Source organism: Micromonospora andamanensis, from assembly GCF_016863495.1.
Taxonomy (GTDB): domain Bacteria; phylum Actinomycetota; class Actinomycetes; order Mycobacteriales; family Micromonosporaceae; genus Micromonospora; species Micromonospora andamanensis.
The window spans coordinates 198,631-212,808 of record NZ_BOOZ01000014.1; the positions used below are offsets into that span (position 1 = coordinate 198,631).

Annotated in this window: 14 protein-coding genes; 8 read left to right on the plus strand and 6 right to left on the minus strand. The window is 71.1% G+C overall.

The genetic code is table 11. From position 1 onward, the window contains the following. The first annotated feature begins 37 nt into the window (after positions 1-37). Positions 38-247, plus strand: a complete 210-nt coding sequence (locus Van01_RS14650) for a DUF3072 domain-containing protein (protein WP_204007089.1) — start codon at positions 38-40, stop codon at positions 245-247. A gap of 134 nt (positions 248-381) precedes the next feature. Continuing rightward, positions 382-2,451 (plus strand): HelD family protein, encoded by a 2,070-nt coding sequence (locus tag Van01_RS14655; RefSeq protein WP_204007091.1) that lies wholly within the window; start codon positions 382-384, stop codon positions 2,449-2,451. On the opposite strand, the gene Van01_RS14660 is transcribed toward Van01_RS14655, so the two are convergent. Then, on the minus strand, positions 2,441-3,040 hold the full coding sequence (locus Van01_RS14660) for a TetR/AcrR family transcriptional regulator (RefSeq protein WP_204007093.1): 600 nt from the start codon (positions 3,038-3,040) through the stop codon (positions 2,441-2,443). The genes Van01_RS14655 and Van01_RS14660 overlap by 11 nt on opposite strands. Before the next feature lie 73 nt (positions 3,041-3,113). On the opposite strand from Van01_RS14660, the gene Van01_RS14665 reads away from it, so the two are divergent. Next, positions 3,114-5,081 (plus strand): acyl-CoA dehydrogenase family protein, encoded by a 1,968-nt coding sequence (locus tag Van01_RS14665; protein ID WP_204007095.1) that lies wholly within the window; start codon positions 3,114-3,116, stop codon positions 5,079-5,081. Here Van01_RS14665 and Van01_RS14670 read toward each other — a convergent pair. Next, the gene (locus tag Van01_RS14670) at positions 5,078-5,560 is read right to left on the minus strand and encodes a MarR family winged helix-turn-helix transcriptional regulator (RefSeq protein ID WP_204007097.1); all 483 of its coding nucleotides are present in this window, start codon (positions 5,558-5,560) and stop codon (positions 5,078-5,080) included. The two genes, Van01_RS14665 and Van01_RS14670, sit on opposite strands and share 4 nt — an antisense overlap. Positions 5,561-5,668: 108 nt before the next feature. Here Van01_RS14670 and Van01_RS14675 point away from each other — a divergent pair, with 108 nt between their 5' ends. The 3 genes from Van01_RS14675 to Van01_RS14685 all read left to right on the plus strand — a co-directional run bounded on the left by Van01_RS14675 (position 5,669) and on the right by Van01_RS14685 (position 8,316). Continuing rightward, positions 5,669-6,328 (plus strand): FMN-dependent NADH-azoreductase, encoded by a 660-nt coding sequence (locus Van01_RS14675; protein ID WP_239099084.1) that lies wholly within the window; start codon positions 5,669-5,671, stop codon positions 6,326-6,328. Positions 6,329-6,421: 93 nt separating this feature from the next. Further along, positions 6,422-6,931, plus strand: a complete 510-nt coding sequence (locus Van01_RS14680; RefSeq protein WP_204007099.1) for a SigE family RNA polymerase sigma factor — start codon at positions 6,422-6,424, stop codon at positions 6,929-6,931. After that, positions 6,928-8,316, plus strand: a complete 1,389-nt coding sequence (locus Van01_RS14685; protein ID WP_204007101.1) for a TolB family protein — start codon at positions 6,928-6,930, stop codon at positions 8,314-8,316. Before Van01_RS14680 ends, Van01_RS14685 begins: the two co-directional genes overlap by 4 nt. Positions 8,317-8,379: 63 nt before the next feature. On the opposite strand, the gene Van01_RS14690 is transcribed toward Van01_RS14685, so the two are convergent. Together Van01_RS14690 and Van01_RS14695 are read right to left on the minus strand one after the other, a co-directional pair. Further along, entirely contained in the window at positions 8,380-9,954 is a 1,575-nt protein-coding gene (locus tag Van01_RS14690; protein ID WP_204007103.1) for an alpha/beta hydrolase, read from the minus strand. A 389-nt stretch (positions 9,955-10,343) separates the two neighbouring features. Continuing rightward, complete coding sequence (locus tag Van01_RS14695) at positions 10,344-10,985, minus strand: TetR/AcrR family transcriptional regulator (protein ID WP_204007105.1); 642 nt, start codon at positions 10,983-10,985, stop codon at positions 10,344-10,346. 36 nt (positions 10,986-11,021) lie between these two features. On the opposite strand from Van01_RS14695, the gene Van01_RS14700 reads away from it, so the two are divergent. Continuing rightward, positions 11,022-12,575 carry a serine hydrolase domain-containing protein gene (locus Van01_RS14700; RefSeq protein ID WP_204007108.1) on the plus strand — a complete coding sequence of 518 codons (1,554 nt, stop codon included), beginning with the start codon at positions 11,022-11,024 and terminating at the stop codon, positions 12,573-12,575. Positions 12,576-12,620: 45 nt separating this feature from the next. Here Van01_RS14700 and Van01_RS14705 read toward each other — a convergent pair whose 3' ends face one another. Together Van01_RS14705 and Van01_RS14710 are read right to left on the minus strand one after the other, a co-directional pair. Continuing rightward, the gene (locus Van01_RS14705) at positions 12,621-13,118 is read right to left on the minus strand and encodes a GNAT family N-acetyltransferase (RefSeq protein WP_204007110.1); all 498 of its coding nucleotides are present in this window, start codon (positions 13,116-13,118) and stop codon (positions 12,621-12,623) included. After that, the gene (locus tag Van01_RS14710) at positions 13,115-13,840 is read right to left on the minus strand and encodes a TetR/AcrR family transcriptional regulator (RefSeq protein ID WP_204007112.1); all 726 of its coding nucleotides are present in this window, start codon (positions 13,838-13,840) and stop codon (positions 13,115-13,117) included. Before Van01_RS14710 ends, Van01_RS14705 begins: the two co-directional genes overlap by 4 nt. Positions 13,841-13,935: 95 nt before the next feature. Between Van01_RS14710 and Van01_RS14715 the strand changes: the two genes are divergently transcribed. Beyond that, positions 13,936-14,166: a hypothetical protein gene (locus Van01_RS14715; RefSeq protein WP_204007114.1), complete on the plus strand. Its 231-nt coding sequence runs from the start codon at positions 13,936-13,938 to the stop codon at positions 14,164-14,166. Positions 14,167-14,178 lie beyond the last annotated feature (12 nt).

Below are 14,178 nucleotides of genomic sequence, written 5' to 3' on the forward strand. Positions count from 1 at the left end.
CCGGGTATGGCACACCTGTACGAGTGAGGGTGTGGAGATGACCGAGCAGCACGATCCGCAGGCCGCGGTGAAGGACCCGGACGAGTGGGTGACCGGCGACGAGCCGACGACGGCGGCGCAGGAGTCGTACCTGCGGACCCTGGCCCGCGAGGCGGGCGAGACCGTGCCGGACGGCCTCACCAAGGCCGAGGCGGCGAAGTTGATCGACCAGTTGCAGCAGCAGACCGGGCGGGGTGATCAGGGCTGATCCCCTGAGGCCACCTCCATCTTATCTACGGGTCAAGTCGTGCGAATCACCCTGGATGCCGATTTTGTGGGTCTGGCCGGTACATATTCTCGACCAGTCCCCGTGCGGCAACCGTCGGCAGACCAGGGAGCAGAGTGTCCGAAACAACGCGCCAGCTGGCCATCGAGCAGCAGGTGGTCGACAGGGTGTACGAGCGCCTGGCGGTCATGCGTACGCAGGCGAGGGAACTGGAGTCGGAGGGTCGCGGACGTGCCTCGGCCGGCCCGTTGACCGGGCTGGTCGAGCGCGACGCGATGGTGCTACGCGCCGCGGCGAGACTGTCCGACCTGGACGGTCAGGAGGAGGGCCTGGTCTTCGGCCGGTTGGACTTCGACGACGGCGACACCTACCGCGTCGGCCGGCTGGGCGTACGCGACGAGGACCGGGAGCCGCTCGTCGTCGACTGGCGGGCACCGGCCGCCGCGCCGTTCTACCGAGCCACCCCCGGCGCGCCTCTGGGCGTGGTACGCCGTCGGATCATCACCTGTGAAGGCCCCACTGTCGTCGGGGTCGACGACGAGGTGCTGTCGGCCGGCGACGTCGACGGTGTGGTGGGCGAGGGCGCCCTGCTCGCGTCACTCACCCGGGAACGCGGCCCGCACATGCGTGACATCGTCAGCACCATCCAGCGCGAGCAGGACGAGGCGATCCGCGCGCCGGCCCACGGGGTCACCGTCATCACCGGCGGTCCGGGGACCGGCAAGACCCAGGTCGCCCTGCACCGTGCCGCCTACCTGCTCTACACCGACCGGGGCAGGTTCGCCGACGGCCGGGTGCTGGTGGTCGGCCCGTCGACAGTGTTCACCGAGTACATCGGCAGGGTGCTGCCCGGTCTCGGTGAGGACAGCGTCCACCTGCGGGCGATAGGCGAACTGTTCGACGGTGTGGTGGCGACCCGGCGGGACAGTGCCGAGGTCGCCAGGTCCAAGGGCGACCTGACGATGGTCCGGGTGCTCACCGAACTGGCCTGGGACACTCCGCCGAACGCACCGGGACGGTTGGGCAGGCTCGACGCCGACGACCTGGCGAAGGCCCGCCAGGAGGTGCGTCGCCGGTGCGAGGCGCGCGGCATCAGGCCCAACGGCGCCCGCGCCGAGGCGGCGAAGGTGCTCTCGGAGCTGCTGAGCGGCAGGGAGATCCCGGACGCCTTCCTGACCGCGTGGTGGCCGACGCTCACCCCGCAGGACGTGCTGCCCGCGCAGCACGGGCAGTGGTCGGTGGACGACGTCCCGCTGCTCGACGAACTCGCCGAGATCCTGGGCCCGCCGGCCGCCCTGACGCCGACCGGGAGGCAGCGGCAGGTACCCGAGTTGAGCAGTGGCCCGCGCCTGGCCGAGACCTTTGTGCTCAGCCTGAGCCTCAACGACGGCTGGCAGCTCTTCGCGCCCGGACTCGCCACCCCGATCGCCGTCTCCGGCCAGTCCCTGGACAGCGGCAACGCCTGGCCGGCGCAGCGCTGGGCCGCGGCGATCATCCTGCGCGAGGGCCACACGGTGGTGGGTTGGGCCGACGGCTTCGACCCGTACGGCGAGGAGGGGTACGTGCCGGAACTGGCCGAGCCGCTGCCGGTCGCCGAGGTCGCCGACCCCGTCGAGGACGTGTACCTGCACGTCATCGTCGACGAGGCGCAGGACCTGTCGCCGATGGAGTGCCGGATGATCGCCCGCCGAGCCGCCCACGCCTCGATGACGATCGTGGGTGACCTCGGTCAGGCGACCCACCCGCTGGCCGCCGGGAGCTGGCCGGAGTTGGTGAGACAGCTCGGCAAGTGTGCGGCCAGGCTGCTCGACCTACCCACCGGCTACCGGGTGCCGCAGGTCATCGCCGACTTCGCCGCCCGGGCGTTGCCACCCGGCATCGCACCGACCCGCTCCTTCCGGCCCGGCGGAACCCTCACGATCCGCCGGGTGGACGACCTGCGGGCGGCGGTCGCCGGGGAGACCGGCGCGATCATCGCCCCGGACGCGCTCGCCGACCAGCTCGGGGCGATCCCGGTCAGCCAGGTCAAGGGGCTGGAGTACGACCGGGTGGTGCTGGTGGAGCCGGCGGACATCGTCGCCGCCGAACCCCGGGGCATGAACCGCCTCTACGTGGCCCTGACCAGGGCCGTCGCCGAACTGGTCGTCCTGCACACCAGGCCACTGCCCGAGTCGCTCAGGCGGTGACCTCGGCGACGACCCGCCACACCTGGGCGGCGAGCCAGTCGTTGAGCTGGGCCGGTCCGACCTCGTCCCGGTGGTCGAACCACCACAGGATGCCGGCGTCGACCATGCCGACGACGCTTGCCACCACGTACGCGGGCAGGTGCGCCTGGTGACCGGCGGCGCGCAGGTTGGCGACGGCGGCTTCGGTGATCTCGGGCACGGCGTGCGCGGTGCCGAGGCGGGCTCGGAAGCGGTAGAGATTGGGGTGGGCCACCGCCCAGCTCAACACCCGGCCGATGACGCCGTGCACCACCTCCGGCGGGCTGCCCGCAGCCGACAGCGACGGGCGGATCCAGTCGCTCACCAGGCGTGCGGCGTGCCGGGCGACCGCCTGGTCGAGGTCGTCCTTGCCGGTGAAGTGGCGGTAGACGTGCGGTCTGGGCAGCCCGGCCCGGTCGGCCACCGTGCCCAGGGCGGTGTCCGTGCCGTGTTCCTCGATGACCCGGACCGCGGCTTCCACTATCGCCTGCCGTCGCCGGGCCCGCTCCTGCGGTACGCCTCCGGCACGACGGGCGGCGATGGTGTCCCGTTTCACCGCCGCGTTACCCACCGGATCACTGTAGCGGCTCGGTAACCTTGCTTGGGTACGAGCTGTACCCAACCAGCGTCCATGCGAGGTAGCCATGCCCAGTCAAGTGCCAGGCCCCGTCGACCTCGCCCGCCTGCAGGAAGTGCTCGACGGCCCGTGGGCCGAGGTCCGCAACGCGCATCGCCGGCACCTCGACGAGCGCTTCCTCCCGGTGTACGGCGAGACCGGCGACCAGGCGCGGGAGCGGGTCACCCGACTGATCGGCGAACTTCCCGTCAAGCTCGGTATCGCCTCGGCCTTTCCCACCCAGTACGGTGGCGGGTCCGATGTCGGTGGCTCGATCATCGCCACCGAGATGCTGGCGCAGGTGGACCTCTCGCTGATGGTCAAGGCCGGTGTGCAGTGGGGCCTGTTCGGCGGCGCGGTCGCGGCCCTGGGCACCCGTCGTCACCACGACGCCTACCTTCGGGACATCATCTCCGGCCGGCTCCTGGGCTGCTTCGCGATGACCGAGACGGGGCACGGCTCCGATGTCCAGCAGCTCCGCACCACCTGCACGTACGACCCCGGAAGGCAGACCTTCGACCTGCACACCCCGCATCAGGCGGCCCGTAAGGACTACATCGGCAACGCCGCCCGGGACGGTCGGATGGCTGTGGTCTTCGCTCAGCTGGTCACCGGCGGCCGGCGGCACGGCGTCCACGCGTGGCTGGTGCCGATCCGTGACGCGCAGGGCAACCCGCTACCCGGTGTGACAATCGGCGACTCCGGGCCCAAAGCGGGCCTGCTCGGCGTGGACAACGGACGACTGAGCTTCGACCACGTGACGGTGCCCCGGGACATGCTGCTGGACAGGTACGGCGAGGTGGCGGCGGACGGCACGTACGCCAGCCCGATCGAGAACGACTCCCGGCGCTTCTTCACCATGCTCGGCACCCTGGTCCGTGGCCGGGTCAGTGTGGGCGGCGCCGCGTCGGCGGCGGCCAAGTCGGCGTTGACCATCGCGGTCCGCTACGGCGACACCCGCCGTCAGTTCAGCACCCCCGACGCCGACCGGGAGGTCCTGCTCAACGACTACCTGGCCCACCAGCGCAAGCTGCTGCCCGCCCTGGCCACCACGTACGCGCTCCACTTCGCCCAGGCCGAGCTGGTCGCCGCGGTGCACGAGGTGCAGGGCGGCGACGGCCCGGTGGACGAGCACCGCCAGCGGGAGCTGGAGTCCCGCGCCGCCGGGCTCAAGGCCGCGCAGACCTGGCACGCCAGCCGCACCATCCAGCTGTGCCGCGAGGCGTGCGGCGGTGCCGGCTACCTGGCCGAGAACCGGTTGCCGGGGCTGCGGGCCGACACCGACGTGTTCACCACCTTCGAGGGCGACAACACCGTCCTGCTGCAACTGGTCGCCAAGGGGCTGCTCACCGGCTACCGGGACGAGTTCGGCTCGCTGGACGGCTGGGGACGCGCCTCCTTCGTCGCCGAGCAGGTCCGGGAGATGGTGCTCGAACGCACCGCCGCCCGCTCGCTGATCCAGCAACTGATAAGCGCCGTGCCCGGCCGCGACGAGGAGGTCGCCGTCACCGACCGGGGCTGGCAGCTCAAGATCTTCGACGACCGGGAGAAGCACCTGCTCGAAGGTGCGATCCGTCGGCTGCGCAACGGCGCGGCCAGCAAGCAGGATCGCCCCTTCGACATCTTCAACGACGTGCAGGACCACGTCCTCACCGCCGCCGCCGCGCACATCGACCGGGTCACCCTCGAGGCGTTCGTCGCCGGCATCGAGGCCACCCCGGACCCGGCGGTCCGGGCGCTGCTCTCCCGCGTCTGCGACCTGTACGCCCTCAGCGTCATCGAGTCCCACAAGGGATGGCTGCTGGAGCACGGCCGGCTCACGCCGGCCCGCTCGAAGGCGATCACCGCAGTGGTGAACGGACTGCTCAAGGAGCTGCGTCCGCAAATGCGTACGCTCGTGGACGGCTTCGCCATCCCGGACACCTGGCTGCACGCGGCGATCCTGCGTGAGGAACCCGGCCGGCAGGACACCATGACCGCCCACGACCGCGCCTAGCAGCCGCCCCGGGACTCCCCCGCCTCGTCGACCTGCTGCGTCACCCGACCGGCGACCTCCCGCAGCGCGGTGACCTGCTCCTCGGTGAGCCCGTCGATGACGAACCGTCGCACCGCGGCGACATGTCCGGGTGCCGCGGCGACCACGAGGTCCCACCCGGCCCCGGTGAGCGCCGCCCGGTTGTAGCGGGGATTGTCCGGGTCGGGCTCGCGGCGCAGCAGGCCCCGCCGCTCAAGACGGGTGACGACGTTCGACAACCGGGACAGCGAGCTGCTGACCTGACCGGCCAGGTCGCTGAGCCGCATGGTACGGCCGGGCGTCATGGACAGGGCGCTCAGCACGAAGTAGTCGAACAACGTGAGGTTGTTGTCGCGTGACAGCTGCGCGTCGAGCGCGCCGGGCAGCTTGAAGATGAGGCTGGCCAGAGCGAGCCAGGCGTCGCGCTCGCACTCGGTCAACCACCGGGTTTCCTCCGGCATGCCGCTCAGCCTAGTCGCCGGCCCCGTCGCGAAGGTGAGGCATCTCGCATTCAGTTCAAGCTTGAACTTCAGCGCGCTACCGTTCACTTCAAGCTTGAATCTCTACCCATGGGAGTTGTCGTGACCCTGTTCCGGCTGGACGCCAGCATTCGCACCCACGGCTCCGCGAGCCGCGAGATCGCGGACATCGTGGAAGCGGAGTGGCTCGCCGCGCACCCCGGTGACACGATCGAACGTCGCCACCTCGGCGTCGATCCCCTGCCCGCGACCGCCTGGGCGGCTGCGGTCACCGCCGGGACGACCGCACCGGAGGAGCACACCACCGAGCAGCGCGAGGCCGTCGCTCTCGCCGCCACGCTCGTGGACGAGCTGCTCGCCGCCGACGCCGTCCTGTTCGCGGTGCCGCTCTACAACTACGGCGTCTCGCAGCATTTCAAGGCGTACGTCGACCTGATCCTCACCAACCAGCGGGCGTTCGGCAAGCCGATCCTGGCGGGCAAGCGGGTCGTGCTGGCCACGGTTCGTGGCGGGGCGTACGGCGGTGGCACGCCCCGGGAGGGTTGGGACCACGCGACGCCCTACCTGCGCCGCATCCTCACCGACTGCTGGGGCGCGGACCTCACAGTCGTCGAACGCGAGTTCACCCTGGTCGGCGTCAGCCCCGACCTCGACCCGTTCACCGACCAGGCCGCGCAGATGCACACCGAGGCCCTCCAGGCTGCCCGGGAGGCCGGCCGCGCGCTCGGCGGCCTGCCGGTCCCGGCCTGAGCGGACGCCAGAGGGACCGGCGCGGTACGCACCACGCCGGTCCCTCAACCATCCGCGCGGCAGGAGACGTTTACTTCTGCCGAGGGGGTGGCGATGAGCCAGACGTTCCACGAGTTCGTGGTGCACCGTTCGCCGGCGCTGTCCCGGACCGCCTACCTGCTCACCGGCGACCACCAGTTGGCCGAGGATCTTCTCCAGAGCGCACTCGCGCGCACCTACCGGCACTGGCGGCGGATCCGGGACGGCGACCCGGAGGCGTACGTACGCCGGGCCATGTACCACCAGCAGGTTTCCTGGTGGCGGCGACGCCGGTTCACCGAACGGCTGGAGGCCGACCCGGCACCCGGGCGGGCCAGCCACCCGGACCCCAGCGACGCCACCACCCTGCGGATGACCCTGGCCGCCGCGTTACGCCAGCTCACCCCCAGGCAGCGGGCCGTGGTGGTGCTGCGCTTCTACGAGGACCTGACCGAGGCACAGGTGGCAGCCGCGCTCGGCTGCTCCGTGGGGACGGTGAAACGGCACGGGCACGACGCGCTGGTCCGGCTCCGCGCGGTGGCTCCGGAGCTGGTCGACCGGGCCCCGCAGAGGAGCGCGCGATGACCACACGACTGCGTGAAATGCTGCACGACACCGCGGCGCAGGTTCCGGCGTACCAGGTGGAGCAGCGGGCGCTGGCGACGGCGCGTCGCACGCGGCGGCGGCGGGCCACGGCGGTGGCCGCCGCGCTCGTGCTTGTGGTGTTCGGTGGGTTCGTCCTCCCGGTGACGGGCACACCGCCTGTGGATCCGGCCGGTTCGGCCGGACCGGGGGCGTTGCCGGACCGGATCGGCCTGCCGCCCCTCGGGAGCCTGCACGCCACGGACCGGCCGCGGACCGGTCCGGCCTCGGTGATCTTCACCGGCGAGGCCGGACGCCTGACGTACGACGACGAGTGCAGTCTCGTCACAGTCGTGGACGGTGACACCGACACCTACCGGATCGTCCGCAGCGGCTGGGAGATGACCGCCGGCACGGACGTGGTGCTCTCCCCGCAGGGGCGGTGGATCGCCCACGACCCGCAGCGCGGCGACCCCCGAGTGGAGATCATCGACCTGGTCACCGGCGCGACCCGTCAGCTGCGTAGCGATGTCCCCGGAACTGTCGGCACCGAACCGGCCGGCTGGTCACCGGACGGGGAGTCGCTCGTGGTCCGCGACTCGGTGCCGACCCACCCGGACCGCAGCGATCACCGGCGGCTGCTCAGCCTGGTCCGGCTGAACGACGGCAGCTCGGTCCGGCTGGCCGAGGCACCGTCCGGCACGGTGCCGGGCGTGGTCGTCGCCTTCGCGCCCGACGGGGACCGTCTCGCCTGGCAGACCGGGCGCGTGGTCACTGTCGCCCGCCGGGACGGCAGCGTGATCGCGTCGTTTCCGCTCGCGCCCGGCACCGACCTGGCCGGCAAGGGCGCCTGGACGCCGGACGGGCGGTGGCTCTCGGTGGCCCGGCGCGACGAAACCGGGTGGACGCTGCGCCGGATCGAGCCGGCCACGGGACGGGACCTCGGGGCGTTGGGAACAGCCGGCGTCGACGACGTGGTCGGCATCCAACTCCTGGGCTGGACGGCGACCGGGGTGCCCTGGGTGGTGTCCTACCTTCCCCATCCGCCCGACTCACCGGACTTCACCCGCCCCTTCCCGAACGACGACCGCCCGGAGTACGGCCTCATCGGGAGCATCGAGGTGCTGTCGCTGCCACCTGACGGCCAGCCACCGACCACCCTGCTCACCGCACCGCGGCAGGTGGTCTCCATCGACATCGCCGAGGAGGTGATCCGGGCCGGTCACACCCGCGTGGCCGATCCACCGCGCGGCGTCGGCGGCCGGTTCTGGATCTGGACCACCGTGATCGTGCTGGCGGTGAGCGCGATCGCGGCGTACCGGCGCCGGGAACAGCTCACGCTCTGGTGGGAGAACCGCCGGGTGCGGCGGTCAGGCGTGGCCTGGTGACGGTGGAGCACCGACCGGGGTGGCCGGCTCGCCTCGGCGAACCGGCCACCCCGTCCCGATCGGTCAGAACAGCCAGGTCGGCAGCTCCGGGTCACCCCGTAGCGGCACCAGCGGTTGCGCGGCGGGGCCGGAGTCCTGGCCCGACGCCCGAGCACGGGCCGACGTGGTGCCCGGCGGCGGTGCCGCGGCGCACCGCGTGCCCTCGGCCGGCACGACCTGGTCGATCAGGTACGCCTCGATAGCGTCGTCCGCACAGCTCACCCGGCCGTACACGATGTGCCCCCAACCCTCGTAGGTCAGCAGTTCGGCATGGTCACCGAACTGGTCGGCGGCACCGAGCGCCCAGTTGTAACCAGTCGCCGGGTCGTGCAGCGAGTTGGTGAGCAGCAGCTTCGTCTCGTTTGTCGGGTTGATCCGCCGCTGCGGGTTGTCCGCCGGGGTCGGCCAGCCCAGGCAGATCGCGCCTACCGCCGCCCGGGGCAGGTCCGGTAGGTCCGGCGCGGCACGTTGGGCGTCGGCGAGGATGGACCGCCACTGGGTGACGTCACGGGTCTTCAGGTTCCAGTCCTGGCAGAGCACCGCCTGGTACGCGAAGGGCACGACCGTCGGCGGCTCGTCGGCCGACTGCCGCGTCGCCGCCGCCGACGTCCCCCACGGTCGCCCGGCGTCGACCCGGTCCAACTCGGCCGCGATCTCCAGCCAGTACGGCTGGTAGTTGAGATTGTTCAGCACGAAGTTGACCAGATCCCGCTGGGTAATCTTGTAGCTGTGGTCGTCCGGGTCCGGCAGCTCACCCCGGGCGGCGCGGTCGAGCAGGCGCTGCCAGAACTGGCGGATGTTCCGGCCGTACAGGGCGCACTGCGGCAACCGGGAACAGCCGGCCACGAACTCGTCGAACGAGTCCTGCCCGGTGGCCGCCTGGGTGACGGCGAATCCGCGCGCGTCCCGGCTGTGATCCATCACGCTGTCGGCCACGATGGCGCGTACGCGGGTCGGGAACATTTCCGCGTACTGCTGGGCCATCAGCGTGCCGTACGACATACCGAGGAAGTTCAGCTGGGTGTCACCTACCGCCGCGCGTATCGCGTCGATGTCCCGAATCACCTGGAGCGTGTCCACGTGATCGAATACCTGTCCGCTGTTGGCGCGGCAGTCGTCGGCCAACGCCCGGCTCGCGGACACCATCCGGGCGAATGCGCTCGACGTTTTGATCGGCTCGACCGGCAACTCATTGATCTTGTCCAACGTGCACATGATCGGTGAACTGCGACCCACCCCGCGCGGATCGAATCCGACGATGTCAAAATGGCGACGCAATTCGTCGCCGTAGCGTGCCCACAGCGCCGAGTCGACGCCGGAGCCGCCCGGCCCACCCGGATTCACGATGAGCGACCCGCGGCGCGCCGCCGGGTCCGTCGCCAGCCGCTTGGCCAGCGCCAACTCGATGGTCGGGCCATCCGGATCGGCCCAGTCGACGGGTACCTCCAGGGTGCCGCACAGGGCGCTCGCGTCCTGCTCGCACGGCGTCCACTGCACGTCCCCGTTCGGTGACGCGGACGCGGACGACGGGGCGAGCGGTGCCAGCACCACCCCCACAGTGACCCCGGCGAGCAATCGCCGGATCAGTTTTCTGCGCATGCTCCCTCTTCCAGATCGTTTCCCGGCTTTCCGCCGGCCGGTGCTGAACGTAGCCAATGCGCCACGGTCCGGGGTTACCAACAAATGTCGCTGGCAATACCGTTCGGAACGCGACTTGATCGACCGGATCGACAAACACCGGGAGCGCTCCCACGCCTCGCCTGCGAATGGCGAGGTCACCGGCAATACCGCACGGAACCCGGCATCCGAATTGACGTCTGCACGTCGATTGTCAACATGGCGGACGTCACAGGTGACGCCAGCGTCGGCGCTAACCTGGAAGGCACTCCATCGCAAACTACGGTCAAATTGTGTGACGAATTGGAAACCCCGGATTCACGTATTCAACAGCCGGGGCCGGCCCGACAGCGTCGCCGCCGCCGGCCGGATCACGGCCGGGCGTAGTGGCGGCAGCGACCTGTGAACGTACCCGCCAGGACCGGCTCGATGACCGCATCGACGTGCTCCCGGCGGCGGGCCGGGTCGTCGGGTCCGACCAGGATGAGACTGGCCGCCAGACCGTAGGTGGTGGCGAGGATGCGGGCGGCCGCCGTGTCGACGTCAACGCCGGCGTCGACCTCGCCGCACCGCTTCCCGTTGCGTACCGCGATCGACGCGCGCAGGTGCAGGTCGGCCTGGGCGCGCGCCGCCATCTCGGCAATCGCGCGATCGTGCAGGGCCTGGGTCGTCAGATTCTGGGTGACGTGGAACTCCTCGACCCGGATCTCGTCGAGCGGAAGCAGTTCGACCACAGCGGTCGTGATGATCTCGCGGATGGGCCGTTCGGCGACCTCGCCCTCGGCGATGTGTGCCGCGATCCGGTCGTCCCGGCGGCCGAGCGCCTCGACGTACACGAATCGGAGCAGTTCGTCGCGGCTGCCGAAGTAGTGCTGGATGAGGCCGACCGAGACGCCGGCAGCGGCGGCGACGCGGGCGAACGTGGTGGCCTGGAGACCGCGTTCCACCAGGTGACGCCGGAACGTCCGGGCGATGAGCGCGCGTCGCTCGTCGTGGTCGGCAACGCGGGGCATTTGATAACCGTACCGCCATATGGTTACGGTTGCCATATGAGCGTATTGCAACGGGGGATTGTCGTGTTGCTGCTCGCGCTGCCCGGCGTCGGCGTCGCTGTCGGCGCGGTCGAGGCGGCGCCGGCGGGAAGCACCGCCGTCGAACCGGGCCGGCTGGACGCCTTCGTCACCGAACAGATGGAGCGGGCCGGGATCCCGGGCGTGGCGTACGCGATCGTGGGCTCCGGTGGGGTGGAGCACCAGGCGACGTTCGGCGCGGACGGCGACGGCGCGCCGATCACCGACGCGACGCCGTTCCTGTGGGGATCGGTGGCCAAGCCGGTGACCGCGAGCCTGGTGGTGACGATGGCGACGGCCGGGGATCTGGATCTCGACGCGCGCGTGACGACCTACCTGCCGGACTTCAGCATGGCCGACGAGGAAGCCCGGACGATCACGCTGCGCCACCTGCTGAGCCAGACCGGCGGAATACCGGAGCGGATGGACCTCACCGACCGCTACGACGCCGATCGTCGTCCAGGCGATGTGGTCGACGCCCTCGGCACCATGCACCTTGCCGCCGGTGTCGGCGAGAAACACCTCTACTCCAGTGTCAACTACCTGCTGCTCGGTGCCGTCGTCGAGGAGGTCACCGGGCGCGACTTCGCCGACGTGCTGAGCGAGCGGCTGCTCAGGCCCATGGGGATGGACACCGCGGTCACCGCCGCCGACGATGCGGCGGACCGGCTCCCGCCGGGCCACCGGTACGTGTTCGGGGAGCCGACAGCGTTCCGCAGCCGGTTCGACCCCGCAGGGGTCAGCTACGGGTATCTCGGTGGCTCACTTCGGGATGCCGTCGCGTTCGCTCGGGCGAACCTCGACGGCGGCGACGTCCTGTCGCCCGCGCAACGCGCCACTCTGGTCCGGCCGGAGGTCATCACCGGTGACGGCCGGAGCTACGGGCTCGGCTGGCGCACCTGGCCGGTGTTCGGTGGCGACCAGCCGATGGTCTGGCACTCCGGTGCCGCACCCGGCTACCAGGCCGGGATCGTGCTGCTGCCCGAGCAGGACAGGGCCGTCGTGGTCCTGCAGAACGTCTACGGCAGCTTCCAGAAGAACCAACTCCTCGACACCTCGTGGGGTCTAGCTGCCCTCCTCTCCGGAGCAGTTCCCGAGACCCACGAGAACGAGCCGTCCTACGTCGCGCTCCTCTCCGGCCTGGGCCTGCTGTGCCTGGTGCTGCTCACGGCGGTGGCCGGCTCGCTGTGGCGGGTGGCGCGGCCGGTCTCCGCCTGGTCCCGTCAACGCCTGCTGGGTCTCGTCGCCTGGCTGGTGGTCCTGCTGCTCCTCGCTACCGGCCTGCTCTCCCTGCCGTCGTCCTTCGGTGTGACGCTGGGGCAGGTCGCCCTGTGGGCGCCCGACGTGGCCGCGCTGCTCGGTGCCGCGCTGCTGCTCGTCGCGGTGCTGATGTTGTCCCGCGCAGCCGTGACCGCGCGTACCTGGCGCCGGACGACAGGCTCGCGTGCGGTCGGCTCAGGCCGCCACAAGGAGAGGACCAGCGGCGATGAGGCGCGGCCGACGGTGCACGTGCCGCACGGTTCGACCGGGTAGCCGATCACCGTTCGAGTGGAGGAGAGGCTGGGTGGCCGCGCCAGCTCAGTCGGCACTCCGAAGCTGGCGGCGCATGATCCACGTCGCCACCGTGCCGTCGCCGGTCACCGCGCCGGTACGCGGGTCGATCGCCCGCCAGTGGTGCTGATGAGGTCGGACGATCACGTAGCCCAACCTCGCGTAGAACGAGGCGGCCGGCTCGTCATCGACGTCCACGTCGAGGCTCATGGCGTCGGCACCGCGAGCCGCGCCTGCCGCTTCGCCGGCTTCGACGAGGGCCCTTCCGATCCCTCGGCGGCGGGCCGAGGCGGCCACCGCCAGCCCGTACAGCCATGGGTTGGGTGTGTCGCAGCCGTCCCGCCACAGGACACTGACCACGCCCACGACGTGGCCGGCGGCCACCGCGACGAGCATCTCCTCCTCGCCCCGTCCGGCGGCCCGGAACCGCACCTCGGCACGGTCCCTCGACCCCGCCAGCTCGCCCAGACTGTCCAGGTCCACGCGTTGCGCCGCCCGGACCAGCACGTCGTCGGGCGGACTCATTCCGGCGACGCTTCCCGCCCCGCGCGGAGAATGCCGTCGAGGCCCCTCTCGAACAGCACGTCGTCGTCCCACCGGGTGTCGTCGAGATGCCCCGAGGCGTCGAGGGTCGGGTAGGTGGTCGCGTTCACGGCAATATGGTCGCGGGCCGCGGCTCGCGCCCGAGGGTCGGCGGTCCGACGCCAGGTGGCTTCGGTGAGCGAGGCGCCGATGACGTAGTTGGCGAGCATTCGCGTGGCCACCGCGAGCGGGAGCCCGTGACAGCCCCCGCGCACCAACGCCGACTGGAGAAACTCGGTACGGGCCAGCACGTTGGGCCCGAGCATCGGCCGCCCGACCAGCCCTGGCGCCCACGGGTGCCGCAGCATGGTGCCGCGCCAGGCCCGGACGAGGACGCGGACGTCCTCCTGCCAGTCGTCGCTCACGTCCGGGACCGGCACGTCGCCGAAGATCTCGTCGACGGCCAGGTCCAGGACGTCCTCCTTGGTCTTCACATGCCAGTACAGCGCGGTCGCCGTCACGTCGAGTCGCTGGGCGAGGCTACGCATCGTCAGGCCCTCGGTGCCGTGCTCGTCCAGCAGGTCCACCGCCGCGCCCACGATCCGCTCACGGGTCAGCGGCGGCTTCCGTCGCGTCCGGGTCGGCTCCGCGCGCAGCCATACCGGCGACCGGGTGCGGCTGTCCCGTCGCCCTGCCGCCGGCACGCCTGGGTCCGCGGTGGTCATGGCCCCACTCTAATACGATGGACAGGCGACTTAACATTGGTAAATTGATTGAACGTACGAATACCGGCAGTCGGGGTCGGTAGGGAGGTCGGGTCATGCCGCTGCTGCGAATCCACCTCGACAGCGACCGGACCACCGCCCGCCGCGTTCTCCAACTGCACCAGGCGGGCAGGACCCATCACGAGTCACGCGAGGCGGCCCGGGCACAGGTGTGGCGCCAGGGACACACCCCGGCCGGTGACCCGGTCTTCATCGGCATCACGAACGGCCGCCGTAACGTGCAGTTGCTCTACGACGTCGAGGTCTACTCCGGCGCCGCCGGATGAAGCCCTCCCGGG